The sequence below is a fragment of the Virgisporangium ochraceum genome, from assembly GCF_016863655.1.
Classification (GTDB): Bacteria; Actinomycetota; Actinomycetes; order Mycobacteriales; family Micromonosporaceae; genus Virgisporangium; species Virgisporangium ochraceum.
The window spans coordinates 180,660-205,977 of record NZ_BOPH01000022.1; the positions used below are offsets into that span (position 1 = coordinate 180,660).

At 72.6% G+C, this 25,318-nt stretch carries 22 protein-coding genes; 11 read left to right on the top strand and 11 right to left on the bottom strand.

Translation table 11 applies throughout. The features are described from left to right. Positions 1-4: 4 nt before the first annotated feature. The 3 genes from Voc01_RS09875 to Voc01_RS09885 all read right to left on the bottom strand — a co-directional run bounded on the left by Voc01_RS09875 (position 5) and on the right by Voc01_RS09885 (position 5,565). Positions 5-1,558: a methyl-accepting chemotaxis protein gene (locus Voc01_RS09875; RefSeq protein WP_203927010.1), complete on the bottom strand. Its 1,554-nt coding sequence runs from the start codon at positions 1,556-1,558 to the stop codon at positions 5-7. Positions 1,559-1,698: 140 nt separating this feature from the next. Beyond that, a complete protein-coding gene (locus tag Voc01_RS09880; RefSeq protein WP_203927089.1) occupies positions 1,699-3,021 on the bottom strand; it encodes a TerD family protein in 1,323 nt (440 codons plus the stop codon). A gap of 96 nt (positions 3,022-3,117) precedes the next feature. Continuing rightward, positions 3,118-5,565: an ATP-dependent Clp protease ATP-binding subunit gene (locus Voc01_RS09885; RefSeq protein WP_203927090.1), complete on the bottom strand. Its 2,448-nt coding sequence runs from the start codon at positions 5,563-5,565 to the stop codon at positions 3,118-3,120. Between the two features lie 224 nt (positions 5,566-5,789). Between Voc01_RS09885 and Voc01_RS09890 the strand changes: the two genes are divergently transcribed. From Voc01_RS09890 to Voc01_RS09920, 7 genes are all read left to right on the top strand, one after another. Then, positions 5,790-6,683 carry a hypothetical protein gene (locus Voc01_RS09890; protein ID WP_203927011.1) on the top strand — a complete coding sequence of 298 codons (894 nt, stop codon included), beginning with the start codon at positions 5,790-5,792 and terminating at the stop codon, positions 6,681-6,683. A 5-nt stretch (positions 6,684-6,688) separates the two neighbouring features. After that, positions 6,689-6,892 carry a hypothetical protein gene (locus Voc01_RS09895; RefSeq protein ID WP_203927012.1) on the top strand — a complete coding sequence of 68 codons (204 nt, stop codon included), beginning with the start codon at positions 6,689-6,691 and terminating at the stop codon, positions 6,890-6,892. An 85-nt stretch (positions 6,893-6,977) separates the two neighbouring features. Then, positions 6,978-7,370, top strand: coding sequence for an RrF2 family transcriptional regulator (locus Voc01_RS09900; protein ID WP_203927013.1), 393 nt, complete (start codon positions 6,978-6,980; stop codon positions 7,368-7,370). 102 nt (positions 7,371-7,472) lie between these two features. After that, complete coding sequence (locus Voc01_RS09905) at positions 7,473-8,489, top strand: sulfate ABC transporter substrate-binding protein (protein ID WP_203927014.1); 1,017 nt, start codon at positions 7,473-7,475, stop codon at positions 8,487-8,489. Further along, positions 8,486-9,328, top strand: a complete 843-nt coding sequence (gene cysT, locus Voc01_RS09910; RefSeq protein WP_203927015.1) for a sulfate ABC transporter permease subunit CysT — start codon at positions 8,486-8,488, stop codon at positions 9,326-9,328. Before Voc01_RS09905 ends, cysT begins: the two co-directional genes overlap by 4 nt. Beyond that, complete coding sequence (locus tag Voc01_RS09915) at positions 9,321-10,112, top strand: sulfate ABC transporter permease (protein ID WP_203927016.1); 792 nt, start codon at positions 9,321-9,323, stop codon at positions 10,110-10,112. The genes cysT and Voc01_RS09915 overlap by 8 nt, the downstream gene beginning before the upstream one ends. Then, entirely contained in the window at positions 10,109-11,101 is a 993-nt protein-coding gene (locus tag Voc01_RS09920; protein WP_203927017.1) for a sulfate/molybdate ABC transporter ATP-binding protein, read from the top strand. The genes Voc01_RS09915 and Voc01_RS09920 overlap by 4 nt, the downstream gene beginning before the upstream one ends. Here the strand turns inward: Voc01_RS09920 and Voc01_RS09925 are convergent. From Voc01_RS09925 to Voc01_RS09935, 3 genes are all read right to left on the bottom strand, one after another. After that, entirely contained in the window at positions 11,070-12,071 is a 1,002-nt protein-coding gene (locus tag Voc01_RS09925) for a serine hydrolase domain-containing protein (RefSeq protein ID WP_203927018.1), read from the bottom strand. The genes Voc01_RS09920 and Voc01_RS09925 overlap by 32 nt on opposite strands. A gap of 41 nt (positions 12,072-12,112) precedes the next feature. Beyond that, entirely contained in the window at positions 12,113-12,409 is a 297-nt protein-coding gene (locus tag Voc01_RS09930; protein WP_203927019.1) for a DUF2470 domain-containing protein, read from the bottom strand. A 61-nt stretch (positions 12,410-12,470) separates the two neighbouring features. Further along, positions 12,471-13,121, bottom strand: a complete 651-nt coding sequence (locus tag Voc01_RS09935; protein WP_239160080.1) for a biliverdin-producing heme oxygenase — start codon at positions 13,119-13,121, stop codon at positions 12,471-12,473. Positions 13,122-13,234: 113 nt separating this feature from the next. On the opposite strand from Voc01_RS09935, the gene Voc01_RS09940 reads away from it, so the two are divergent. Beyond that, the gene (locus Voc01_RS09940; RefSeq protein WP_203927021.1) at positions 13,235-13,801 is read left to right on the top strand and encodes a dihydrofolate reductase family protein; all 567 of its coding nucleotides are present in this window, start codon (positions 13,235-13,237) and stop codon (positions 13,799-13,801) included. Here Voc01_RS09940 and Voc01_RS09945 read toward each other — a convergent pair. The 4 genes from Voc01_RS09945 to Voc01_RS09960 form a co-directional block, all read right to left on the bottom strand. After that, entirely contained in the window at positions 13,786-16,947 is a 3,162-nt protein-coding gene (locus Voc01_RS09945; RefSeq protein WP_203927022.1) for an AfsR/SARP family transcriptional regulator, read from the bottom strand. The genes Voc01_RS09940 and Voc01_RS09945 overlap by 16 nt on opposite strands. 9 nt (positions 16,948-16,956) lie before the next feature. Further along, entirely contained in the window at positions 16,957-17,733 is a 777-nt protein-coding gene (locus Voc01_RS09950) for an ankyrin repeat domain-containing protein (RefSeq protein WP_203927023.1), read from the bottom strand. An 89-nt stretch (positions 17,734-17,822) separates the two neighbouring features. Beyond that, on the bottom strand, positions 17,823-18,470 hold the full coding sequence (locus Voc01_RS09955) for a response regulator transcription factor (RefSeq protein ID WP_203927091.1): 648 nt from the start codon (positions 18,468-18,470) through the stop codon (positions 17,823-17,825). A gap of 38 nt (positions 18,471-18,508) precedes the next feature. Beyond that, positions 18,509-19,732 carry a sensor histidine kinase gene (locus Voc01_RS09960; protein ID WP_203927024.1) on the bottom strand — a complete coding sequence of 408 codons (1,224 nt, stop codon included), beginning with the start codon at positions 19,730-19,732 and terminating at the stop codon, positions 18,509-18,511. A gap of 110 nt (positions 19,733-19,842) precedes the next feature. Here Voc01_RS09960 and Voc01_RS09965 point away from each other — a divergent pair, with 110 nt between their 5' ends. Then, the gene (locus Voc01_RS09965; protein WP_203927025.1) at positions 19,843-20,586 is read left to right on the top strand and encodes an ABC transporter ATP-binding protein; all 744 of its coding nucleotides are present in this window, start codon (positions 19,843-19,845) and stop codon (positions 20,584-20,586) included. Between the two features lie 145 nt (positions 20,587-20,731). Here Voc01_RS09965 and Voc01_RS09970 read toward each other — a convergent pair whose 3' ends face one another. After that, positions 20,732-22,894 (bottom strand): transglycosylase domain-containing protein, encoded by a 2,163-nt coding sequence (locus Voc01_RS09970; protein WP_203927026.1) that lies wholly within the window; start codon positions 22,892-22,894, stop codon positions 20,732-20,734. A 490-nt stretch (positions 22,895-23,384) separates the two neighbouring features. On the opposite strand from Voc01_RS09970, the gene cofD reads away from it, so the two are divergent. Continuing rightward, a complete protein-coding gene (gene cofD / locus Voc01_RS09975; protein WP_203927027.1) occupies positions 23,385-24,386 on the top strand; it encodes a 2-phospho-L-lactate transferase in 1,002 nt (333 codons plus the stop codon). 115 nt (positions 24,387-24,501) lie between these two features. Beyond that, complete coding sequence (locus tag Voc01_RS09980; protein WP_373873803.1) at positions 24,502-25,305, top strand: spermidine synthase; 804 nt, start codon at positions 24,502-24,504, stop codon at positions 25,303-25,305. Positions 25,306-25,318 lie beyond the last annotated feature (13 nt).

Here is a 25,318-nt window from a genome sequence, read left to right on the forward strand (position 1 = left end):
TGACCTACACCAGCCGGAACTGCTTGACCAGGCCGCGCAGCTCCTCCGCGGTGCGGGCCACGTCGGCGCTGGCGTCCTTGGCCTGGCTGACGCTCTGCACCGACATGGCGGTCGCGTCGGCCACGTCGGCGATGTGGCTCGCGATGCGGGAGCTGCCGCCGGTGACCTCGGCGATGCTGCGGCCCATCTCCGCGGTCGTCGCGGTCTGCTCCTCGACGGCCGCGGCGATCGTCGCCTGGTAGTTGTTGATGTCGGAGATGACGTCGCTGATCCGGCGGATCGCGCCGACGGCGCTCTCGGTGTCGTCCTGGATCGCGGCGACGCGGGCGGCGATGTCGTCGGTGGCCCGGGCCGTCTCCTGGGCCAGGTCCTTCACCTCCGACGCGACCACCGCGAAGCCCTTGCCGGCGTCGCCGGCGCGCGCGGCCTCGATGGTGGCGTTCAGCGCCAGGAGGTTGGTCTGCTCCGCGATCGAGGTGATCAGCTTGATGACGTTGCCGATCTCGGCGCTCGACTGGCCGAGCTTCTCCACCGTCTGGGTGGCCTGGCTGGCCTCGTGGACCGCCGACGACGCGACGCCGGCCGCCTGGCTGGTGTTCGTCGAGATCTCGCGGATCGACACGCCCATCTCGTCGGCGCCGGTGGCCACGGTCGCCACGTTGCGGGAGATCTCGGCCGCCTCGGCGGAGGCCTGCGAGGTCTGGGTGCTCGACGAGTCGGCCGTCGAGGCGATCTCGGAGGAGACCGCCGACAGCTCGGTCGCGGCGCTGGCGAGCTGCTCGGCGTGCGCGGTGATGCTGCGCATCGACGAGGTGATGTTCTCGATCGCCCGGTCGAGGCCGGTGGCCATCCGCCCGATCTCGTCCCTGCTGTCGATCTTCGCCCGCTGGGTGAGGTCGCCGCTCGCGAGCGCCTCGACCACCCGGCCCACCTCGCGCACCGGGCGCAGGATCGACCGGACCAGCGGGATCGCGAACCCGATCAGCAGCACCAGGCCGAGGATGCCCACACCGACCGCGGTCAGCTCGCCGGTGGCGACGGTCCGGTCCATCTGCTCGCGGGCCGCGACGATGTCGGCGTCGATCTCCTCGTGGAGGGCGTCGAGCTGGTCGTCGACGACGTTGTTGCGCTCGGCGATCTCGTCCAGGCGGCCGGTCACGGAGGCCGGGTTCACCACGGCGGCCTTCACGAAGTCGTCGATGAACGTGTTGAAGGAGTCGACGTCGTCGCGGACCTGGTCGAACTTGCCACCCAGGTCGGCGGGCAGGCCCGCCTCGTCGACGCCGGCCACCGCGTCCTTCATGGACTGGATGTCGTCGACGACGTCGGCGGTCACGTCCTGGCCGAGGGCGGAGCGGTACGCGTCGACCTTCAGCTCGCTCCCCCGCGTGTCCAGGTGGTTGAGGGCGGCCTTGCCGGCCTCGAGCCGGGCGAGCTCCACGCCCTCGTCGGCCACCCGGCCCTGGGACAGCATCCCGACGAGCACCACCACGCCCAGCGTCACCGCCCCGACCGCGACGAGCAGGGTCAACCGCCGACCAACACCCAGGTTCCGCATCAGCCCATCCCCATCCGGTCCACCGCATCGGGACCCGTAATGGGCCATCGGCTACGGATCGCACCGCCTTTGGACAAGCCGGACGTGACCTGGATCACACGCCGATGCTCGGGAACGGCTGACGCGCGGTCACGGTGCGGCTACCGTCCCGCGAACGGCGGCAGGTGCCAGAAGGCGTCGCTGATGCGGGCCGTCGCCTCGATGTGCGCGAGCAGGCGCCGCAGCCGCGACAGCGGATGCTGCGGGAACCGCTGGTCGTACTCGGGCCGGTCGGCCACGTTCGACGGCAGTGCGCCCATCGCCTGCAGGTCGACGTCGGGCGCGAACGGGCTCGGAACGAAGAACGACTCCGGACCGACCTGGACCATCACCATCGACTCGCGCATGCCCGTGGTGCCGTACTCGGGGCACTGCGCCTTGAAGATGACGGCGCCGGTCGCCTTCGGCGCGATCAGGACCCCGGAGAACACGAGGCCGTGCGCCTGTCCGGGGAACTTCATCTTGAGGATCTGGCGCACCGCGGGCAGCCCGTCGAGCTGCGCGGGTCGGCACTCGACGAGCGCTCCGCCCGACCGGGCGTAGGTGAGGGCCAGGCCGCGGCCCATCGCGGCGAGGTCGTGCAGGGGTGCCGGCAGGTCGGGCACCTGCGTCACCGGGACGATCTGCATGACGTCGCCGTTGCCGTCACGCCAGGTGAGCTCGGCGACGTTCTCCATGCCGGCCGTGTCGAAGTAGGCGAACGGCTGGCCCGGGCCGGGAACATAGCCGTTGGACCGGCGTGCGGGCGCGTCCCGCGGGGCAACCGGCGGCGCGGGCTGCGGGGCGGGCGGCTGCGGCTGCTGCGGCGGGGCAGGCGATGGCGGCGCGGCGGGCGGGGCAGGCGGCGGGGCAGGCGTCGGCGGTGGCGGGGCGTCGTCGACCGAGACGCCGAAGGTGGTGGCCAGGCCGGCGAGGCCGTTGTCGAAGCCCTGGCCCACCGCGCGGAACTTCCACCCGCCGTCGCGGCGGTAGAGCTCGCCCAGCACGAACGCGGTCTCGGTGGTGGCGTCGCCGCTGTCGAACCGGGCCAGCTCGGCGCCGGAGCCGCTGTCGAGCACCCGCACGTGCAGGCCCGGCACTCGGCCGAACGTTCCACCGTCGCTCGACGCGACGATCGCCACCTTCCCGACCGCCGGCTCGACCGCCGACAGGTTCACCAGCAGCGTGTCGGTGACGCCCGCACCGGCGCGCCGCTTGCCCTCGTGCCGCACGGCGCCGCTCGGGTGCGTCGGCTGGTTGTAGAACACGAAGTCGTGGTCACCGCGCACCGTGAAGCCGGAGCCACCGGAGCCGCCGGCGCCACCCGCGCCGCCGGCCAGCAGCAGCGCGGAGCAGTCGGCGTCGGGGACGCCCGCACCGGCCTGCCAGCCCACGACCACCCGTACCGAACCGGCGGCGACCGCCAGGTTCGCGCCCTTGCTCATCGACACCGTTCGACCTCCCCGTTGGTCCGTGACGCCGCAACCCTAGCGGGGCCGGTGGGGCGGCGGCCGGGTGCCGCCGCCCGTCACGAACCGCGGTCAGGCCGTCACGTCGACCCGTCGGTCGGCGGACCGGAAGACGAGACCGTCACCGTCGGCGTCGACGACCACGAGCTGCCCCGGCCGCACCTCGTTGAAGAGGATCCGCTCCGACAACGCGTCCTCGATCTCGCGCTGGATCGCGCGCCGCAGCGGACGTGCGCCCAGCACCGGGTCGTAGCCCTTCCGCGCCAGGAACAGCTTCGCCGCGGGGGTCAGCTCCAGGCCCATGTCCCGGTTGCGGAGCTGGCCCTCGACGCGGGCGACCATCAGGTCGACGATCGCCAGGATCTGGTCCTCCTCCAGCTGCCGGAACACGATCGTGTCGTCGATCCGGTTGAGGAACTCGGGCCGGAAGTTCTGCTTCAGCGCGTCGTCGACCTTCCGCTTCATCGCCTCGTACGGCGCGCCGTCGGCGCCCGCGTCCTGGAAGCCCATCGTGAGGCCCTTGGCGAGGTCGCGGGTGCCGAGGTTGGTGGTGAGGATGATGACCGTGTTCTTGAAGTCGACGACGCGGCCCTGGCCGTCGGTCAGGCGACCGTCCTCCAGGATCTGCAGCAGCGTGTTGAACACGTCCGGGTGCGCCTTCTCGATCTCGTCGAAGAGCACCACCGAGAACGGACGCCGGCGCACCTTCTCCGTCAGCTGACCACCCTCGTCGTAGCCGACGTACCCGGGCGGGGCACCGACGAGCCGCGACACCGTGTACCGGTCGTGGAACTCCGACATGTCGAGCTGGATCAACGAGTCTTCGGAGCCGAACAGGAACTCGGCCAACGCCTTCGCCAGCTCCGACTTCCCGACGCCCGAGGAGCCGGCGAAGATGAACGAGCCCGACGGGCGCTTCGGGTCCTTCAGCCCGGCACGCGTGCGCCGGATCGCCTTCGACACGGCGGAGACCGCGTCGTCCTGGCCGATGATCCGCCGGTGCACCTCCCGTTCCATGTGCACCAGCCGGGAGGTCTCCTCCTCGGTGAGCTTGTAGACCGGGATGCCGGTCCAGTTCGCCAGCACCTCGGCCACCTGCTCGTCGTCCACTTCGGACACCTGGTCGTCGTGGCCCTTCTCGCGCGCCGTCCGGCGGTCCTTCAGCCGCCGCTCGTCGTCGCGCAGCCGCGCCGCCAGCTCGAAGTCCTGCGCGTCGATCGCGCCCTCCTTGTCGCGGCGCACCCGCGCGATGTGCTCGTCGAGCTCGCGCAGGTCGGGCCGTGAGGTCAGCCGGCGGACCCGCGTGCGCGCACCCGCCTCGTCGACCAGGTCGATCGCCTTGTCGGGCAGGAACCGGTCGGTGACGTAGCGGTCGGCGAGCGTCACCGCCGCGACGATCGCCGCGTCGGTGATGGTGACGCGGTGGAAGGACTCGAAGCTGTCGCGCAGTCCCTTGAGGATCTCGATCGCCTGCGCGTGGGTGGGCTCGTCGACGGTGACCGGCTGGAACCGGCGCGCCAGCGCGGCGTCCTTCTCGAAGTGCTTCCGGTACTCGTCGAGCGTGGTGGCGCCGATCGTCTGCAGCTCGCCGCGCGCGAGCATCGGCTTGAGGATCGACGCCGCGTCGATCGCACCCTCCGCGGCGCCCGCGCCGATCATCGTGTGAATCTCGTCGATGAACAGGATGACGTCGCCGCGCGCGCGGCACTCCTTCACGACCTTCTTCAGCCGCTCCTCGAAGTCGCCGCGGTAGCGGGAACCGGCCACCATCGCGCCGAGGTCGACCGTGTACACCTGCTTGCCGAGCAGCGACGACGGCACGTCGCCGCCCGCGATGCGGTGGCAGAGCCCCTCGACGAGCGCGGTCTTGCCGACGCCCGGCTCGCCGACGAGCACCGGGTTGTTCTTCCGCCGGCACGACAGGATCGTCACCATGCGCTCGATCTCGCGCCCGCGCCCGATCATCGGGTCGAGCTCGCCGGCGGTCGCGGCCGCCGTGAGGTTGCGGCCGTACTGGTCCAGCGTCGGTGACGGCGTGGGCACGGCGGCGCCGGTCGCCGGCGCACCGGCCACAGTGGACGGTTCGGCGCCCGACAGGAGCCGCACCACGGTTTCCCGCACGCTGTTCCGCTCGGCGCCGAGCTTCGCCAGCACCTGCGTGGCCGTGCCCTCGCCCTCGCGGACCAGCCCGAGCAGGAGGTGCTCGGTACCGATGTAGCCGTGGCCCAGCTGCAGCGCCTCGCGCAGCGACAGCTCCAGGACCTTCTTCGCTCGTGGCGTAAAGGGAATGTGACCGGTGGGCGCCTGCTGCCCCTGGCCGATGATCTGCTCGACCCGCAGCCGTACGTCCTCCAGCGTGACGCCGAGGCTCTCCAGGGCCTTCGCCGCGATCCCCTCGCCCTCGTGCGCCAGCCCGAGCAGGAGGTGCTCGGTGCCGATGTAGCCGTGGTTGAGCATCCGGGCCTCCTCCTGCGCCAGGACGACCACCCGACGGGCCCGGTCGGTGAACCGTTCGAACACTGCACTCACGTCCTCACACGGCGGGGCCCCACGCACCCCGCCCGGAAAGACGCACGTGCTGCGCTTCGACGGAAACGAAGGCGCGCGGCATCGGATCGTGGTGTGTGCGCTGAGTCTGAGCCTCTTGGCGTGTGGCGTGGCCCGCGTGGGGGGCCTCGCTACGCTCGTGCCGGCGCTCGGCTGCCCATCAGAGTACCCCTTACGATGTGCCGGAGGAGGACGCCATGACCCGTGACAAGCACCGTTCGCCGGTCCCCGACCGGGCCCGCCGGCGCGCGATCCGGGCACACGCCGCCCGGCTGGGCGTCTCCTACTCGGTTGCCGCGCGCCTGCTCAGGACGCGTCCACCCGGCTTTTCCACGGACCCGGCCGACGACCACCGCGCGTGGCTGTCCGCCGCGCGCGAACGGCGCCGGTTCGCTGTACGCGTAACCGACACGCGGCGCGCGGCCGACCTTCCGCTGGGCCGCGCCGGGCACCTCACCGAACGGTTCCCGCCGGTCCGCGCCGCGGTCGAGAGCGCCGACCGCGCGGCCGTGTTCGACGGCGCCGACCGCGCGACGGTGTTCGACGGCGCCGACCGGGCGACCGTGCTCGGCCTGCTGTACACGGTGCTCGCGGTCGAGTCGCCGGATGTCCTGCCGAGCCCGGCCGAACTGGCGTGGGTCGCCGAGCTCGGCGAGGAGGACGCCGTCGACGTCGCGTGCGCCGGGCCCGACCGCGCCGCGCGGCTCCTCCTCGACGGCGACCGCTGGCGCCTCTGGACCCGCGTGGAGGCCGCCCTCGCCGCGGCGGTCGCCGGCACCGACCGACGGCTGCGCGACGCGGCGCGCACGCTCGACGGCGAGTTCCGCACGGTGGTGCTGCGCCACTCGGTCGCGGGCGCGCGGCAGATCCTCGACGCGGTGCTGGCCCCGGCGGAGCACGGCACGGCGCCGGGAACGCGCGTGCGGCTCGCCGGCGGCGGCGACGCCGTCGTGGTCGGTGTCCGGTGGACCGTGTCGGGCCCGCCGACCGGGTACGAGGTCCGCGTCGCCGGCGGGTCGACGGTTCCCGTGGGTCCCGACGACGTGGAGCCGCTGCCCGGCGCTACCGCACCGGTGAGCCCGGCCCGGTAGCCCGCGTGACCGACCTCGACCGGCCCTGCGGCAGCTGCGGCGGCACCGCGGTCGCCGACCCCGGCATCGACGTGTTCGACGGCCGGACCCTCGACGCGGCCGCCCGGCTCACCGGCGACGGGCCCACCGGCACCGGGGCGGAACTGCGCCTGCTCGCCGGCCGGCCGGAGGCCGCCGGCGCGCGGGTGACCGTGTCCCGCGACCGTTGACGGGCGCTGCCCGTTATACCTACTATCTCGACTTATTCTATAGGAATGATGGTCCACCGTACCGAGTGATCGGGGTAGCGCCGTCGTGCACATCTCCGCCCGTACCGACTACGCGGTGCGGGCCATGCTGGTCATCGCCCACGCGCACCCGCGCCTGGTGAAGGCGGCCGAGATCGCGAAGGCCCAACGGATCCCGGTCAAGTTCCTCACCACGATCCTGGTCGACCTGCGCCGCGGCGGCCTCGTCACCAGCCTGCGGGGCAGCAACGGCGGCCACGGGCTGGCCCGGCCGGCGGAGCAGATCAGCGTCGGCGACATCCTCCGGATCGCCGACGGGGCGCTGACCACCGTCGGCGGGCGCGCCGACCATCCCGCAACGCCCGGCCTCAGCGACATGTGGCGGTCGCTGGACACGGCGATCACCGAGGTGGTCGACCGGGTCACGCTGACCCACCTCATCGAGCCACCACCGGGGTAGGACGAACGTCCCATTGACCGAGGGTCGCCGATAAACCTACGCTGCCCATCAAGTCTACCGGTTCCATAGGAATAGTCTCTTCGATAGGAATAGAGGGAAAGAATGAGACGGGCGACCATCGCTGTCACACTCGCCGCCGCGCTGGCCCTCGCGGCCTGCGGGGGTGGCGGCGACGGCGGATCGGGTGACGCGGGCGAACTGAACATCGTCGGCTTCGCGGTGCCGGAAGCCGCCAACAAGGCGATCCAGGCCGAGTGGAACAAGACCTCCGACGGCAAGGGCGTACGGTTCAAGACCTCGTACGGCGCCTCCGGCGACCAGAGCCGCGCGGTCGTCTCCGGCCTCAAGGCCGACTACGTGCACTTCTCCGTGTCGAGCGACGTCACCCGGCTCGTCGACGCCGGCCTGGTCGACGCGTCCTGGGACGACGGTCCGAACAAGGGCATCGTCTCGTCGTCGATCGTGGTCCTGGCCGTCCGCAAGGGGAACCCGAAGAACATCAGGGACTGGGACGACCTGATCAGGCCCGACGTGAAGATCGTCACGCCGAACCCGGCCTCCTCGGGTGCCGCCCGGTGGAACGCGCTCGCGGCCTGGGGCCACATCTCCGCCAACGGCGGCACCGACGCCCAGGCGACCGAGTACCTCACCCGGCTCTTCGACAACGTGGTCGCCCTGCCCGGCAGCGGCCGCGACGCCACGACGAGCTTCCTCGGCGGCACCGGCGACGTGCTGCTCGCCTACGAGAACGAGGCCATCCTCGCCACCCAGAACGGTGAGGACCTCGAGTGGGTGGTGCCGAAGACCACGATCCTCATCGAGAACCCGGGCGCCATCACGAAGAACTCGCACGCGAAGGCGAAGTCGTGGCTCGACTTCGTGCTGAGCGACAAGGGCCAGCGGCAGTTCGCGCTCAAGGGCTTCCGCCCGATCGTCGACGGCGTCGACACCAAGGGAGTCAAGGGCGCCAAGGACCCGAACAACCCCTTCCCGACACCGGAGAAGCTGCTCACCGTCCAGAAGGACTTCGAGAGCTGGTCGGCGCTGTCGAAGAAGTTCTTCGACGAGAAGGAAGGCGTCATCGTCAAGATCATCGCAGCGTCCGGGAAGTCGAAGTGACGGTCGCTCTCCAGGAGCGTCCGGCGGTCGCCCGCCGGACGCTCCGGGGCGGGCGGCGGCTCACCCGCGGACCGGCCATCGGCCTCGGTATCGCGATGATCTGGTTCAGCCTGCTCGTTCTCATCCCGTTGCTCGCGGTCGTGGTCACCGCGAGCGAGGGCGGCTGGGCCGCCTTCTGGGACTCGGTGACCTCCGAACAGACCGCCGCCGCGATCCGGCTCACGGTCGGGACGGCACTGCTGGTGACGGTCGTGAACGTCGTCATGGGTACGCTCATCGCGTGGGTCCTCGTACGCGACCGGTTCTTCGGCCAGCGGGCGCTGGAGGTCCTCATCGACATCCCGTTCGCGCTCCCCACGATCGTCGCCGGTCTGGTGCTGCTGTCGCTCTACGGACCCGACAGCCCGCTCGGGGTCGACATCGCCAACACGCGCGTCGCGGTGTTCCTCGCGTTCCTGTTCGTCACGCTGCCGTTCGTCGTGCGCACCGTGCAGCCCGTGCTGTCCGAACTCGACCGCGAGGTCGAGGAGGCGGCCGCCTCGCTCGGCGCGAGCCGGTTCACCACGTTCCGCCGCATCATCCTGCCGTCGCTGACGCCGGCGATCGCGGCCGGCGCCGCGCTGTCGTTCGCCCGTGGCGTCAGCGAGTACGGCTCGCTGGTGCTGCTGTCGGGCAACCTGCCGATGCGCACCGAGGTGACGTCGGTGCGCATCCTCAGCAGCATCGAGAACGACAACCTCGAGAGCGCCGCCGCCGTGGCGACCGTGCTGCTGGCGATCTCGTTCGCGGTCATCGTGCTCCTCGACGTGATCCAGCGGAGGGTGGTGCGCCGTGGGTAGGTACGTACGGCGGTCGGTCGTGGTCGGGTACCTCGTGCTGCTGGTCGCCTGGCCGCTGTATCTGGTGGTACGCAACGCCTTCGCCGACGGCCTGACCGACCTGCAGGCCATCCTGAGCGACCCCGACACCACACACGCGATCCGCCTGACCATCCAGGTGGCCCTCAGCGCGGTGCTGATCAACACCGTCTTCGGCGTCGGCGTCTCGCTGCTGCTGGTGCGCTACGACTTCCGGGGCAAGCGGTTGCTGAGCGCGCTGCTCGACCTGCCGGTGTCGGTGTCGCCGATCGTCGTGGGGCTCGCGCTGGTGCTCGTCTACGGCGGACGCTCCGGCTGGTTCGGCCCGCCGCTGGAGTCGGCCGGTCTGCAGATCATCTTCTCCACGCCGGGCATGGTCATGGCGACCACGTTCGTGGCGCTGCCGCTGGTGATCCGGGAGGTGGTACCGGTGCTCGAAGAGGTCGGCGACGAGCAGGAGCAGGCCGCGCGCAGCCTCGGTGCCAGCCCGGCGCAGACGTTCCTGCGCATCACGTTGCCGGCGATCCGGTGGGGCGTCATCTACGGCGTGGTGCTGAGCCTGGCCCGGTCGCTGGGGGAGTTCGGCGCGGTGAAGGTGGTGTCGGGCAACGTGCTCGGCGAGACCCGCACCGCCACGCTCGTGGTCGAGGAGAAGTACCTCAACTTCGACCGCGGCGGTGCCTACGCGACCGCGTTCCTGCTCGCCCTGGTCGCCGTCGCCGCGATCGTCGTCGTGTCCATCCTCAGGCCGAAGGAAAAGCCGTGAGTATCGAGATCTCTGGTGTGAACAAGCGGTTCGGCGACTTCGTGGCGCTCGACGACGTGTCGGTGAGCATCCCGTCGGGCAAGCTGACCGCGTTGCTCGGACCGTCCGGCGGCGGCAAGTCGACGCTGCTGCGCATCATCGCGGGCCTGGAGACCGCCGACAGCGGCTCGGTGGAGATCGAGGGCGTCGACGCGACGAAGCTGCCGCCGCAGAAGCGCAACGTCGGCTTCGTGTTCCAGCACTACGCCGCGTTCAAGCACCTGTCGGTGCGGCGCAACGTCGCGTTCGGCCTGGAGATCCGCAAGCGGCCCAGGGACGAGATCCGCTCGCGCGTCGACGAATTGTTGAAGCTGGTGCACCTGGAGCAGTTCGCCGACCGGTTGCCGTCGCAGCTGTCGGGCGGGCAGCGGCAGCGGATGGCGCTGGCGCGCGCTCTCGCTGTGCAACCGACGGTCCTCCTCCTCGACGAGCCGTTCGGCGCGCTCGACGCCAAGGTGCGCAAGGAGCTGCGGGACTGGCTGCGCAGGCTGCACGACGAGGTGCACGTCACCACGGTGTTCGTGACCCACGACCAGGAGGAGGCGCTGGAGGTCTCCGACGGGATCGTCGTCATCAACGACGGGCGCGTCGAGCAGATCGGCACCCCGGACGACCTCTACGACCGGCCGGCCAACGACTTCGTCATGCGCTTCCTCGGCCCGGTGACCACGCTGGGCGGCCGGCTCGTGCGCCCGCACGACCTGCACCTGCACCCCGGTCCGGCGGCGCCCGACGACGTCACCGGCACGGTCACGCGCATCACGCGCATCGGGTTCGAGATGCGGCTGGAGGTCGAGGTCGACGGGACGCCGGTGGTGGTCACCACGACCCGGAACGCGTTCCTGGCACTCGGCGTGGAGCTGGGCTCGACCGTGGTCGTGCGCGCCGACCCGGACGCGTCGACGCACCTGTCGACGGTCAAGCCGACTGTGGGGGCGTCACCGGGATGACCTGACGCGCGACCGGCCAGGCGCCGTCGGTCCAGTTGGACATGAACGTCCACGTGGTGGCCGTCTCCCGGTCGTGCACCGAGCGGAACGACACACCGGCGTCGGAGCCTTCCAGCTGTACCTTGCCATCGGGCCGCAGCCAGAAGCCGAGCCCGTACGCCATGTCGAGCCACGCCTTGTCGCTGTGCCGGCGCACCAGGTTCTCCACGAGCTCCGGCGACACCAGCTTGCCGGCGAACAGCGCCCGCCAGAACGTGCTCAGGTCGGCCGCCGTGCTGTACGCGCCGCCGTCGCCGTTGCCCCGCACCGGCAGGTGCAGCACGTTGGTGCGCAGCCCGTCGGCGTGCAGGTAGCCGAGGGCCGTGTTCGGGGGAAGCTCGTCGGAGCGGAGGTAGGCCGTGTCGGCCATGCCCGCCGGTGCGAACACCCGCGCGTGGACCAGGTCGTGGAACGGTACGCCGCTCACCCGCTCGAGGATGAGGGCCAGCACCACGAAACCGCCGTTGTTGTAGGCGAACCGCTCGCCGGCCGCGAACACTGTCGGGTATCCGTCGAGCTCGGCGAGGAACGCCTCGGTGCGGTCGAGGACGTGCACCGGCTGCTTCATCACGTACTGCGTGAGATCGTCGTCGTCGCCCTCGGCGAGGTAGTCGCCGATGCCCGACCGGTGGGCCAGCAGGTGCTCGACGGTGACGTCGTCGGCGATCAGCGGCAGGTCGTCGCCGAGCACCGACCGGGCGGTGGTGTCGAGCCGCAGCTCACCGGACTCCACCAGGCTCGCGGCCGCCACCGCGACGAAACCCTTGGAGCCGCTGGCGATACCGAAGCGGGTGTCGACCCGGTTCGGGATGCCGGCCGCGCGGTTGGCGAGGCCGTGGGCCTGCCGCACCGACGGCTCGCCGGCGCTGTCGTCGGCTCTGTCGATCGAGACCACGCCGCTGAAGTCCGCGGGAACCGGGATGGCGTCCATGCCGCGGACGGTACAAGCCGGGCCCGGAGGCGGCTACCGCATTAGTGGCTGCGGGGCCGCTGACCCGACACCGCGCAGGCCTCCTCGTACATGCGCACCACCTCGCGCCGGATCTGGGGGCGCTCGGTGAGCGTCGTGCTCCAGGGCAGGCGCACGTGCCCGACGCCGCTGTCGCCGGTCACCTCGAAGTCGGCACCCACGGCGTCGAGGCCGGTCATCCGGGCGGCGGTGGCGTCGGGGCGGCCGCCGAGCGTGCGGCAGATGAGGAGGCTGTCGTCGGGGTGGTCGTCGTTCATGTGCCGGCACACCGCGGCCACGACCTCGGGACCGAACGTCACGCTCTGCCCCCGAAATCCCGCACAAACCCGCCGCGTAACCGTCTCCGCTTCGCTCCGACGGTCACGCGGCGCGTTCCCTCACTGCGGACTCGAGGTCGTCGAGGACGTCGATGTTCAGCTGGTAGGCGATCCGGAGCTCGGCCATGATGCGGTCGCGTTCGTCGTCGGGCCAGTCGGTGGCGTCGAGCAGGGCGCGGTACGTCTCCTTGAACCCGGCCGGGTCGGGGATGCCGTCGAACACGTAGAACTCGGTGCCGTCGCTGCCGGTCAGCGTGTACGCCCGCCGCACGGCCTCCGCGATGTACCGGCCGCCGGACAGGTCGCCGAGGTAGCGGGTGTAGTGGTGGGCGAGGAAGCCGCCGTTCCAGTCGAAGCAGACCTCACGCATCCGCGCGGTGTACCGGTCGGTCGCCGGGCCCGGCCCGATCGCCGAGCGCCAGCCGGGCCCGAGGAGGAAGCGCAGGTCGCGTTCGAGCGCCGGCAGCCGGGTGAGCCGGTCGGTGACGAACGGACCGACCACCGGGTCGGCACGCATCACCGCCGCCGCCTGTTCGAGCACCTCGTAGATGAAGTAGTGCTGCGCGACCATCGCCGCGTACCCGTCGCGGTCGAGCGAGCCCTCGACCAGGGCGGCCAGGTACGGCGACCGTTCCGCCCGGCGATGGTCGTCGCGGCCGGAGGCGCGCAGCTGCCTCGAGAGCCGGTTCGTCACTCGCATCCCCCACGTCTCAAGAAAGGCTTGCCTAACCTTATGGCGACGCCATCGAAAGATCCAGGACCCGGATCTGAAGAAAACCGTAAGGGCGTCCGGGCAGGGTCGGGGGCATGAGAAAACTTGTCGAGTCGACGTTCGTGTCCCTGGACGGGGTCATCTCCGACACCCGCCCGTCCACCACCTCCCGCGCGGAACCACACATCTGGGGCAACAAGTACTGGGACGAGCAGCACAACGGCTACGCCGCCAAGACCGTCGAGAATGCCGACACCCTGCTCATGGGCCGGGTGACGTTCGAGGGGATGGCCGAGGCCTGGGCTGGCCAGTCCAACCCGTTCGCCGACAAGGTCAACGCGATGACCAAGTACGTGGCGTCCCGCACCCTGACGGAAGCGCCCTGGGGCGGCACCGTCCTGCGCGGCGACGTGGCCGAGGAGGTCGCGAAGATCAAGGAGCAGCCGGGCGCCAACATCCTGAAGTGGGGCACCGGCCAGCTCGACCGGACGCTGGTCGAGCACGGCCTGGTCGACGAGTTCCACTTCTGGTACTTCCCGGTGATCGTCGGCGCCGGCCAGCACCTGTTCGACGGCGCCGGCTTCGACACCACCCACCTGAAGCTCGCCGACGTCAACCGGTTCGACTCCGGGATCGTCGTGCACGTCTACACGCCGCGCTGAGCCTCCTCGGGCGACCGCCCGGCGCCCTCCGCGAACAGGACCGCGAAGTTCGGCTCGGCGGCCCGCACCGCCTCCGTGGTGCGGGCCACCTCGGAGGCGTCGGAGCCGGGCATCGGCTGCCCTGCGTGGCGCCACACCGCGTCGGCGGTGCCGAGCAGGCCGGCCGCCACGTCGGCCCGGCCGTCGACCAGCGCCGCGGCGGCCATCCCGTGCAGCGCCCACGCCATTCCGCGCGACGAGCCCTGGGCTTTCGACAGCTCGAACGCCTCCCGCAGGGCCCGCAGCGCCGGTGCGGCGGCGCCGCGCTGAGCCAGCAGCAGCCCCCGTTCGGTGAGCACCATCGGCACGTACGGCGGGCTGCCGCCCTGGTCGCCCGCCGACTCCAGCAGCCGGTCGAGCAGCTCGGCGGCCGTGTCGAGGTCGCCGCCGCGGCGGGCGGCGAACGCCACACTGAGCGTCGCGAACACCTCGCCGGCCCGGTGGCCCTGCTCGGCCGACAGTCGCCGGGAGCGCTCGCCGTGCTCGCGGGCGGCGGCGTGGTCGCCGGTCTGCAGGGCCGTCCAGGCCAGCCAGCCGAGGCGGCCGGCCACGTCGGTCGACAGGCCCAGGTCCCGCGCCGATGTCAGCCCGACGCGGGCCAGCCGGGCCGCCTCGGCGGGGTCGCCGGTCATGTCGGCCAGCCCGATCAGCCAGTCGGTGGCCTGGAGCACGCCCCACTCGTCGCCCAGCGCGCGGAACAGGTCGGCGGCGCGGCGCGCGTCGTGCTCGACCGCGTCGGCGTCGTCGCGCATGTGGGCGAGCATGGCCCGAGTGCTCAGCACGGCCGCCTCGCCCCAGCGGTCGCCGGCGTTCTGAAAGGCGTTCAGGGACGACGTGAGCAGCGCGCCGGTGGCGGGCTGGTCGCCGAGGTCGACGAGCCCACCGGCGACGAACCACTCGGCGCGGGCCCGGCCGACCGGGTCGGCGGTCCTGTCGAGGCCCCCGTCGGCGCGCTGCGCGTCGTCGGCGTGGAGCGCTGCCTCGGCGGCGTCGGGCTTGGCGAGACCCTGGCGCAGCGCGAGCCCGGCGTGCCAGGCGCGGGCCAGCCCGGCGGTTCCCGGGTCGGCCAGCTCGAGCGCCGCCTCCAGGGACAGCCGTGCCTCGGTGAGCCGCCCGCGCAGGAACCGGTACCAGACCAGCGCCGTCGCCAGCCGTACCGCCCGGTCACCGAGCCGGTGCCGCCGGTAGGTGTCCTCCGCGACGCGCGCGTTGGCCGCCTCCGCCGCCAGGCGGTCGAGCCAGGTGCGCTGGTCGCGGCCGCGCAGGTGCGGGTCGGCCCGCTCGACCAGGGCGAGGACGTGGTCGGCGTGCCGCAGCCTCACCTCGTCCTCCTCGCCGGCCTCGCGCAGCCGGTCGAGGCAGAACGCCGCCACCGACTCCAGCAGCCGGTAGCGGCCGTCGCGGCGCACCACCAGCGACCGGTCGACCAGCCCGGTGAGCACGTCGAGCACGGGGCCGGCGGCGCACACCGCCCCGGCGGCCTCCAGCGTGCAGCCGCCGGCGAAGACCGCGAGCCGGCGCAGCGCCGTCTGCTCGGGCCCGGAGAGCAGGCGCCAGCTCCAGTCGATCACCGCGGCCAGCGTCCGTTGCCGGGCGGGAGCGTCGCGGGGACCGGAGGCCAGCAGCCCGAACCGGTCGTGCGGGACGCTCAGCCGGGCCACCAGTTCCGGAACGCCGAGGCCGGCGACCCGGGTGGCGGCCAGTTCCAGGGCCAGCGGAAGCCCGTCGAGCCGACGGCACAGCTCGGCGACCCCCGCCACGGTCTCCGGGTCGGCGGCACGGCCCAGGTCGGCCCGGTCGAGGAACAGCGTCACCGCGGCCGACCCGGCCAGCCGCGCGGGGTCGTCGGTGTCGGGGACCTCCAGCGGCGGCAGGTCGATCCGCGCCTCCCCGCGGACCCGCACCGGCTCCCGGCTGGTCGCCAGCACCCGCAGGCCCGGCGCGGCGGCCAGGAGCCCGCCGACCAGGGCGGCGACCGGCTCGACGACGTGCTCGCAGTTGTCGAGCACGAGCAGCGTCCGCCGTTCCCGTAGTGCCGCGGCCAGCCGCTCCCCCGGCGGCTGCGCCCCGCCCGGCGCCTCCGGGACCGACAGCACCGACAGCACCGGGTCGGCGGGGTCCCCGCGCCCGTCCCACGTGGTCAGGTCGACCAGCCACACGCCGTCGGGGTAGGCGTCGGCCACCGACCAGCCCACCGCCAGCGCCACGCTCGTCTTGCCCACCCCGCCCGGCCCCGTGACCGTGACCAGCCGGCTCGTACTGAGCAGCTCGCGTACGCGTGCGACGTGCTCCTCGCGTCCAATGAGCCGCGTGACCGGCGCCGGAAGCGCGACCACCGACCGCGCCCTGTGCGGGGCCGGCGCGTCCTCGGCCGGGTCGCCCGACAGCATCGCGCGGTGCAGCGCCACCAGCTCGGGGCCCGGATCGAGCCCGAGCTCGTCGGCGAGGCGGGTGCGCAGGTCGTGGAAGCCGTCGAGGGCCTCGGTGCCCCGTCCCGACCGGTACAGCGCCCGCAGGTGGGCGGCCCGCAGCCGTTCCCGGAACGGGTGCTCCGCCACGTACGCGGCCAGGTCGCCGGCGAGCGCGGCGTGCTCGCCCAGCTCCAGCCGCGCCTGCGCCCACGCCTCGACCGCGGCGACCTTCCGCTCCTCCCACCGGGCGACCGCCGGCCGCGCGAACTCCTCGTCGGCGAAGTCGGCCAGCGCCGGACCGCGCCACAGGCCCAGCGCCTCGCCGAGCAGCCGTGCGCGGGTCGCCGGGTCGCCGGCCCGCTGTGCGTCGGCGACCAGCGCGGCGAACCGGACGGCGTCGACCCGGGCGTCGGCGTGCAGGGCGTACCCCGGCGGCTGCGAGACGACCAGTTCCCTGCCGCCGGCGGGCGCCAGCGCCCGGCGCAGCTGCGAGACCCGCACGTGCAGCGCGGCGGTGGGGTCGGCCGGGGCGGCGTCGGTGGCCCACAGGTCGGCGACGAGCCGGTCGGCGGACACCGCGCGGCCCTCGTGCACCAGCAGGTCGGCGAGCAGCGCCCGCACCTTGCGACCGGGTACGGCGACGGGCTCGCCGAGGTCGGTCCAGACGGCGAGCGGACCGAGCACGCCGAACCGCACCGGGCCAGGCTAGCCCGCCTTCAACTCCGCGAAGTGCCGGCCGCCGCGGTCGCGAAGCCATGCGACCACGCCGTCGGAGCCGCTGCGGACGGCCACGTCGAGCGGGGTGTGGTCCTCCCAGGGCGGCACCCAGTTGATCTCGGCGCCCCGGCCGAGCAGGTACGCCGCGCAGTCCTGCCGCCCGCCGTGGCAGGCACCCCAGAACGCCCGGTTCACCTCGGCCGGCTCGGGCGGCTCCGCACCGGCATCGGCGAAGAACGCCTTCAGCCGGTCGATCATGCCGAGCGTCGCCGCGTCCTGGCAGGTGACGCGGGCGCCGCGCTCCACCAGCCGCCGCGCGGCCCGCCACTGCCCGAAGCCGCGAGCGTCGGCCAGCGGCGTGCCGCCGCCGATCACGGCGCCCGGCGCGTCGATGTCGGCGCCGGCGTCGAGCAGCGCGTCGAGGACGGCGACGTCGTCGTTGCTGGCCGCCCAGTGCAGCGGCGTCTCCTGATGTGGACCGGTGAACCGGGCGTCGACGTCCGCGCCGGCGTCGACCAGGGCCGCGACGCTCTGCGCGCCGTTCGGATAGTGGCCGGGCCAGTCGGCCACCACGTGCAGCAGGGTGCGGGACACGCCGCCGTCGGGCCGGCCGTCGTAGTCACCCAGCCGGGCCGTGGCGAGTCCCGGGTGGTCGGCGAGCAGTTGCCGCAACCGCACGACGTCACCGGCGTGGATCGCGTCCACCGCCGCGACCGCGACCGGATCGCCCGCATCGAGCACCATCACTTCGGCGCCGCCAGACATGACCATCACGGTACCCACACCGGACGATCACGAACCGGAGCCACGCGGGTATCGCCGAAGCGGGCGCAACCGGGTGCAGACCCACAGAATCAGCCACGCAGATAGGCGAGAACCGCACGGACCCGGCGGTGATCGTCCCCGTCCGGATAGATGTCGAGCTTGGCCAGGAGGCTGCCGATGTGCTTGGCCACGGCGGCCTCGCTGACGAACAACGCGCGCGCGATCGCGGCGTTCGACCGGCCCTCCGCCATCAGCGCGAGCACCTCCCGCTCGCGCGGGGAGAGCCGGGTCAGCGGGTCGCGGCGGCGGCTCAGCAGCTGCCGCACCACCTCGGGGTCCACCACGGTGTGACCGGCGGCGACGCGGCCGAGCGCCTCGACGAACTCGACGATGTCGCCGATGCGGTCCTTGAGGAGGTAGCCGATGCCGGCCGTGCCGGGCCGGGCCGACTCCAGCAGTTCGGCCGCGTACGTCTGCTCCACGTACTGGCTGACCACCAGGATCGGCAGGTCGGGGTCGTCGCGTCGCAGCCGCAACGCGGCCTGCAGGCCCTCGTCGGTGAACGACGGCGGCATGCGCACGTCGGTGACCACGACGTCGGGCCGGTGCGCGCCGACGGCGTCGACGAGCGTGTCGGCGTCACCGACAGCGGCGACCACCTCGTGCCCGAACCGGCGGATCAGCGCGGTGATGCCCTCCCGGGTGAGCAGCCCGTCCTCGGCGACGACCACCCGCAGCGTCGCGCCGCCGTGCGTCGTGGCGTCGCGGGTCACGGTCACGGTGCGCCGGGGAAGTCGACCTGGAGCACCGTCGGGCCGCCCGGTGGGCTCGACAGGGCGACGGTCCCGCCGACCGCCGCCACCCGGTCGGCCAGCCCGACGAGGCCGGTGCCGCCGGCCGGGTCGGCTCCCCCGACCCCGTCGTCGCGCACGCGCAGCAGCACCCGGTCGCCGTCGACCGACGCGGTGACCGCCGCCCGGTTCGCGCCGCTGTGCCGGGCCACGTTGGTGAGCGCCTCCCCCACGACGAAGAACGCGGCGACCTCGATCGACGGCGGCAGCCGGCCGGGCAGCCGCACGTCGACGTCGACGGGCACCGGCGAGCGGCCGGCGACGTCGTGCACCGCGGCACCGAGTCCCCGGTCGGTGAGCACCTGCGGGTGGACGCCGCGGATCAGCTCGCGCAGCTCGGTCAGCGCCTCCTTGGCCAGCTCGTGTGCCCGGGCCAGCGGCTCGGCGGCCGCGGAGTCGGTCGGCGTCTCCAGCCTGGCCAGGCCGAGCTGCACGTTGAGGGCCACGAGCCGTTGCTGGGCGCCGTCGTGGAGGTCCCGCTCGATGCGCCGGCGCTCCAGCTCGAACGCGTCGACGAGCCGCGCGCGCGAGCGGGTCACCTCGACCAACCGCGCGCCGAGGTCGGTGCCGCGTGGGGCGAGCAGCACGCGGGCGATCGCGCCGCGGGCGCCGGCCCACGCGGTCACCACGAACGGGAGCACCCCGATGAGCGCGACGCCGAGGACCATCGTGGTGATGGTGGGGATCGTCGGCGTGATCGGGTCGTGGGCCGGCGTCCACAGGAAGACCAGCGGAAAGAAGACGATGCACAGCACGAGGATCCCGTCGAGGAAGCCCAGCACCAGCACGGAGACTGTCGTGTAGCCGATCTCGCGCCAGGTGGCCTGCTCGCGCAGCCGTACCCGTAGCCACCGCTCCCGCCGGTGGAGCGGCCGGTGGGGGTCCGGCAGCCGGTCGTCGTCCACCAGCCGCAGCCGCCACCGTTCGAGCCGCGCGACCCAGACCCCGCACACCGGCATCACGACGGCCGCGACCAGTCCGACGGCCAGCAGCGCCGGGCTCGAGTCGTACGCGGTGAGCAGGATCATCAGCGGGCTGCCGAGGATCGCGCCGGTGACCAGGTACAGCATCGACCGCCAGGGCCACCGGGTGCGCAGGAACCGGGTGGGCCGCAACGTGAGCGCGTCGAGCGCGGTGCGGACCGGCATGACCGTCGACGCTACCGGCCCGCCGCGGGCGCGGCGGTAGTGCTGGATATACCCCCGGACCTCCCCCTCGGGCCAATGCCCGTCCCCGCACCGCGCGCAACGCTTCCGGGATGGCCATTGACGAGGACGCGGCCGCGCGGGCCGACGACGTGTGGAAGGTCTACGGCGCGGGCGCCACCGAGGTCACCGCCCTCAGCGGCGTCAGCGTCGCGCTGACCCGCGGTCAGTTCACCGCGGTGATGGGACCGTCGGGGTCCGGCAAGTCGACCCTGATGCACTGCCTGGCCGGCCTCGACACGGTGACCCGCGGGAGTGTCCACATCGGACGGACCCAGGTGACCGGCCGGCGCGACACCGCCCTGACCCGGCTGCGCCGCGAGCGGGTGGGTTTCGTGTTCCAGCAGTTCAACCTGCTGCCCACGCTGACCGCGCGGGAGAACATCCTGCTGCCCCTGTCGATCGCCGGCCGCCGGCCCGACCCGGCGTGGTTGGACACGGTCGTCGACGCCGTCGGCCTCCGCGACCGGCTCGGTCACCGGCCGTCACAGCTGTCCGGTGGTCAGCAGCAGCGGGTCGCGTGCGCGAGGGCGCTGGTGCCGCGTCCCGACGTGGTGTTCGCCGACGAGCCGACCGGCAACCTAGACTCGCGCTCGAGCGCCGAGGTCCTGGGCTTCCTGCGACGCTCGGTGAGCGAGTTCGGCCAGACCGTCGTGATGGTCACCCACGACCCGACGGCCGCCGCGTACGCCGACCGCGTGGTCTTCCTCGCCGACGGCACCCTGGTCGACGACCTTCCCGAGCCGACGGCGGACACGGTGCTCGACCGGATGCGCCGCCTCGACACCCGCCGCTGACCGTTCCGCTTCGCGCCGTGGCCGGCCCGGGACGGTGGCCCCGGCCCGAGCCGGCCTGCCGCGTGCCCGGCGTCCTGCGCGGAGCGCGGGCGAGCCGGCCCCTCAGGTGACCCGGCCGGTCAGGTGACCGGGCCGACCCGGCCGGTCAGGTGCCCAGGGCGAGCCGGTTGCTCGGGCGGGCGAAGCCCTGGGGTGGCTTGCCCGCCATCGCGTCCCGGAGGGCGCCCTGCACGACCGGGTTGACGCCGTTGGCGTGCTTGAACCGCTCGCGGGTCAGGGGGAAGTCGGGGTCGGTGTAGAAGCCGGCGATGCTCAGCTGCTTCGTCGAGATGACCAGCGTCGCGGAGCGCTCGTCGTCGGTGGTGCCGGTCTTGCCGAAGATCGGGTAGCCGATGATCCTCCGGCTGTCGCCGGCCGTGGCGCCGTTGCACTTGCCGAACTGCGACTGGTCGCCCACCGGGCAGCGGGCGGCGTCGATCGCGGCACGCGCGACGTCGGGGTCGATCACCTGCTTGCACTGGGTCTCGGCACCCGGGATCACGTTGCCCTTGTCGTCCTTGACCTCCACGACCGGAATCGGTTTGCAGTACTTGCCGTCGGCGGCCAGCGTGGCGAACGCGTTGGCCATCTCCAGCGGCGTCTGGTCGGTGACGCCGAGCGTGAACGCGCCCCACTCGTGCGCGTCGGCCGCGAGCTTGCGGTCTTCGTCGTTGTGGAACTGCAGGCCCATCCGCTGGGCCACCTCGACGACCTTCTCCGTGCCGATCCTCTCCTGCAGCGGCACGAAGTACGTGTTCACCGAGGAGCCGAGACCGGTCCACATGTCGCGCCGGCCCATCTGCGCGTTGCCCGAGTTCTGCGGACAGTAGTACGGACCGTCGGGGCACCTCGCCGGGCTGTTCCACGCCACCGGGTACGACGTCTTGTACGGCGACACCGTGTCGATCGCGGTCGACAGCGGCAGGCCCTGCTCCAGCGCCGCGACGATCGTGAAGACCTTCATCGCCGACCCGACCTGGAAGCCCTGCACCTCGCCGCCGGCGCTCAGCAGCGGCACCGTCGTGTTGGGGTAGTTGCCCTTCAGCCCGCGCTTCTCGGGGTTGGTGTTCGGGCCGTTCCCCCGCTGGTCGTTGCTGAACACCCGGTTGACCGCCAGCGCGCGGACGCGCCCCGTCGCCGGCTCCACCGCGGCGAGCATCATCGCCTGGTGCTGGTCGCGCTTGCGGTCCATGATCTTGCGGATGTTGTTCATCGCGGCGTTCTGCGCCTGCAGGTCGAGCGACGTCACGATGCGGTAGCCGGCCGAGTGCAGCCGGTTCAGCCGCTCGTAGCTGTCGGCGCCGAACGCCGTCTGCTCGGCCCACCAGCGCTTCAGGTAGTCGCAGAAGAACCCGCCGTTCAGCTGCGGCGGCTGCACCTCGGTGCAGCCCTCGGGCGTGCGCTGCCCGACGATCTTCGGCGCACCCGCGGCGATCGCCTCGTCGGCCTGCAACTGCGTGATGTAGCCCAGCTCCACCATCTGCGGCAGCACGTAGTTGTCGCGCCGGGCGAGCGCCGCCGGCAGGCCCGTCTTCGTGGTGAGGTCGTAGGTGCCTGGCGCCTTCGGCAGCGCGGCGAGCAGAGCCGCCTCACCGAGCGTCAGGTCCGCCGGCTTCTTGCCGTAGTAGACCATGCCCGCGGCGTAGATGCCGTACGCGCCCTTGCCGAACGCGGCGATGTTCATGTACCGCTCGAGGATCTGCTCCTTGGTGAGCGTCTTCTCCAGGGCCAGCGCCCGCTTGATCTCGGCGAGCTTGCGCTCGGGCGTGTCCTCCGTGGCCGCGATGACCTCCTGCGGCGTCTTCGCCGAGTACGAGAAGATCTGCCGGACCAGCTGCATCGTCAACGTCGAGGCGCCCTGGGTGTCGCCGCCGCGCTGGTTGTTCACGAACGCGCGCGCGATGCCCTTCAGGTCGACGCCGTTGTGCTGGAAGAAGCGGGCGTCCTCGGCCGCCACCACCGCCTGCCGCATCACGTCGGCGACGTCGGTGATCGGCACGTCGTGCCGGTTCTCGTCGTAGAACTGGGCCAGCGGCGTGACGCCGTCGCTGGCGTACGCGTAGCTGACCTGTGGCGAGGGCAGCACGCTGATGTCGGTCGGCAGACCCTCGAAGGTGTCGGCGCCACCGCGCGCGGTGAGGCCTCCCATCGCCACGACGGGAAACACCAGCGCGGCGACGATCACGCCGGCCAGCCCGCTGCACAGCAGCAGGGCAAGTAGGTTGACGAAGACGTTCCGGTCACGACTTCTGCGACTGCGCTTACGCATCCCCCGGCCCACCGCCTCGTGTCACGACGGTTGACGAGCGCGCCCGGGGCATGGGCGGCTCGTCACGGTGTATCCACATCTACCCGCCAGACGCCCGGAGAACCACCCCCGGTTGCGGGACATCAACAATGATGCCAACCGGTTACAATCCGAGCCCGCAAGGTCACGCACGGGTGATCCCCCTCGATTCCCTTCGTGGCTTGTGGTAACGATCTCGACCCGGACGAATTCGATCCGGACCTGTCGGCGTCTGTCCATTATGGACCGGCGGCCGCCCCCGTTCACACCGGCCGCCGCCCCACTCCGCGATCCCGAAACCGAACCCGATCCCAAACCCGATCCCGAACCCGATCCACCCCGCCACACGCCCCGGATGGATCCTCGCACACATGTTCGATTGAGGGCAGGCTCCGGTCTCAAAAAGTTTTGAGACGAGCACCACGCCGCTCTTCCCCACCGATCGTCCGATCCATCCGCGAGGATGGTCGTCATGCGGATAGTCGTGCTGGCCGGTGGTGTCGGGGGTGCCCGGTTCCTGTCCGGCGTCCGGGCCTGGGCCTCCACACACCAGGCCGCCACACAACAGGCCGCCACCCAACAGGCCGCCACCCAACAGGCCCCGACGCCGCGGACCGTGGTCACCGCGATCGTCAACGTCGGCGACAACGTCACCATGCACGGGCTGCGGATCTGCCCCGACCTCGACACCGTCATGTACACGCTCGGCGGGGGCAACGACCGCGAGCGCGGCTGGGGCCGGGCCGGCGAGAGCTGGGTGGTCAAGGACGAGCTGGCCGCCTATGGCGGTACGCACAGCTGGTTCGGGCTCGGCGACCGCGACCTGGCCACCCACCTCGTCCGCACGCGGATGCTGGCCGAGGGGCGCACTCTGTCCGAGGCCACCGCGGAGCTGTGCCGCCGCTGGCGACCGGGCATCGAGATGCTCCCGGCCAGCGACGACCACTTCGAGACGCACGTGGTCACGCCCGAGGGCACGATGCACTTCCAGGAGTGGTGGGTCCGGCACCGGGGCGTGCCGGAGGTGGTCCGCTTCGAGTTCGACGGCGCCGCCACCGCGACCGCCGCGCCGGGTGTGCTGGCGGCCATCGCCGACGCCGACCTGGTCCTCGTCGGGCCGAGCAACCCGGTGGTCAGCATCGGTCCGATCCTGGCGGTGCCGGGCGTGCGCGACGCGATCACCAAGTCACCGGCGCGCGTGGTCGGCGTGTCGGGCATCATCGGCGACGCGCCCGTGCTGGGAATGGCCGACCGCTGCCTGCGCGCGGTCGGCGTCGCGTGCAGTGCCGCCGGCGTCGGCGGTCTCTACGGGGCACGGTCGTCGGGTGGACTGCTGGACGGCTGGCTCGTCGACACGGTCGACGCCGGCACCACGGTCGAGGGGTTGCCCGTCCGCGCCATGCCCCTCTGGATGCGCGACGACGAGGCGACCGCCGCCATGGTCGCCGCCGCCGTCGAGCTCGCGGCACGCTGAGCGGTCGGGCACCGCAGTGATCGAGAACCGCGCCGAGCACCCGGCGGAGGAGGCCGTCGACGGCACGGGTGAGGGCGCCGACTCCGGGGGACGGGCCGAGCGCGTCGGGTTCGGGCTGGCCGCGCTGATCCCCGACGCCCACGACTCCACCGGGTGGACGCTGTTCATCGACGGCACGCAGCAGTCCCACGTCGACACCGCCGACCCGACGCGGCTGGAGTTCGAGTACATGCGCCGGCTGGGCGACGTGGTCGACGCCGTCGCGCCGCATGCGCGTCCCATCGACGCTCTTCACCTCGGCGGCGGCGCCTTCACGTTGCCGCGGTACGTGGCCGCCACCCGGCCCGGCTCCACGCAGGTCGTGATCGAACACGACGCGCAGCTCACCGGCCTCGTGCGGCGGGTGCTGCCGTTACCGGCCGACGCCGACATCCGGGTACACGCCGCCGACGCCCGCGCCGCGCTCGACGACCTGCCGGCCGGCGCGTTCGACCTGCTCGTGGCCGACGTCTACGACGGGGCGAGCGTGCCGGCGAGCCTCAGCCCGGTGTCGGCCGCCGAGGCATTCGCCCGCGTACTGCGCCCGGGCGGCTGGTACGCGACCAACCTGTCCGACGGCGGACAGCTGACCTACGTGCGCGACCAGGTGGCGACGCTGCGCGCCGTGTTCCCCGACGTGCTGCTGATCGCCGAGCCCGGCGTGCTCCGGGGCCGGCGGTTCGGCAACGTGGTGCTGCTCGCCGGTCCGTCGTTGCCGGCGGTCGACCTCGGGGTGCTCGCCGCCCGCGACATCTTTCCCGCACGCGTGGTGCACGGTGCCGCGCTCGACAGGTTCGTGGCCGACGCGGCGCCCGTCACCGACGCGACCGCGTGCCGTTCGCCCGTGCCACCCCGGCTGGAACCGGGAGAGGCACAGTGAACGCACCCGGGAG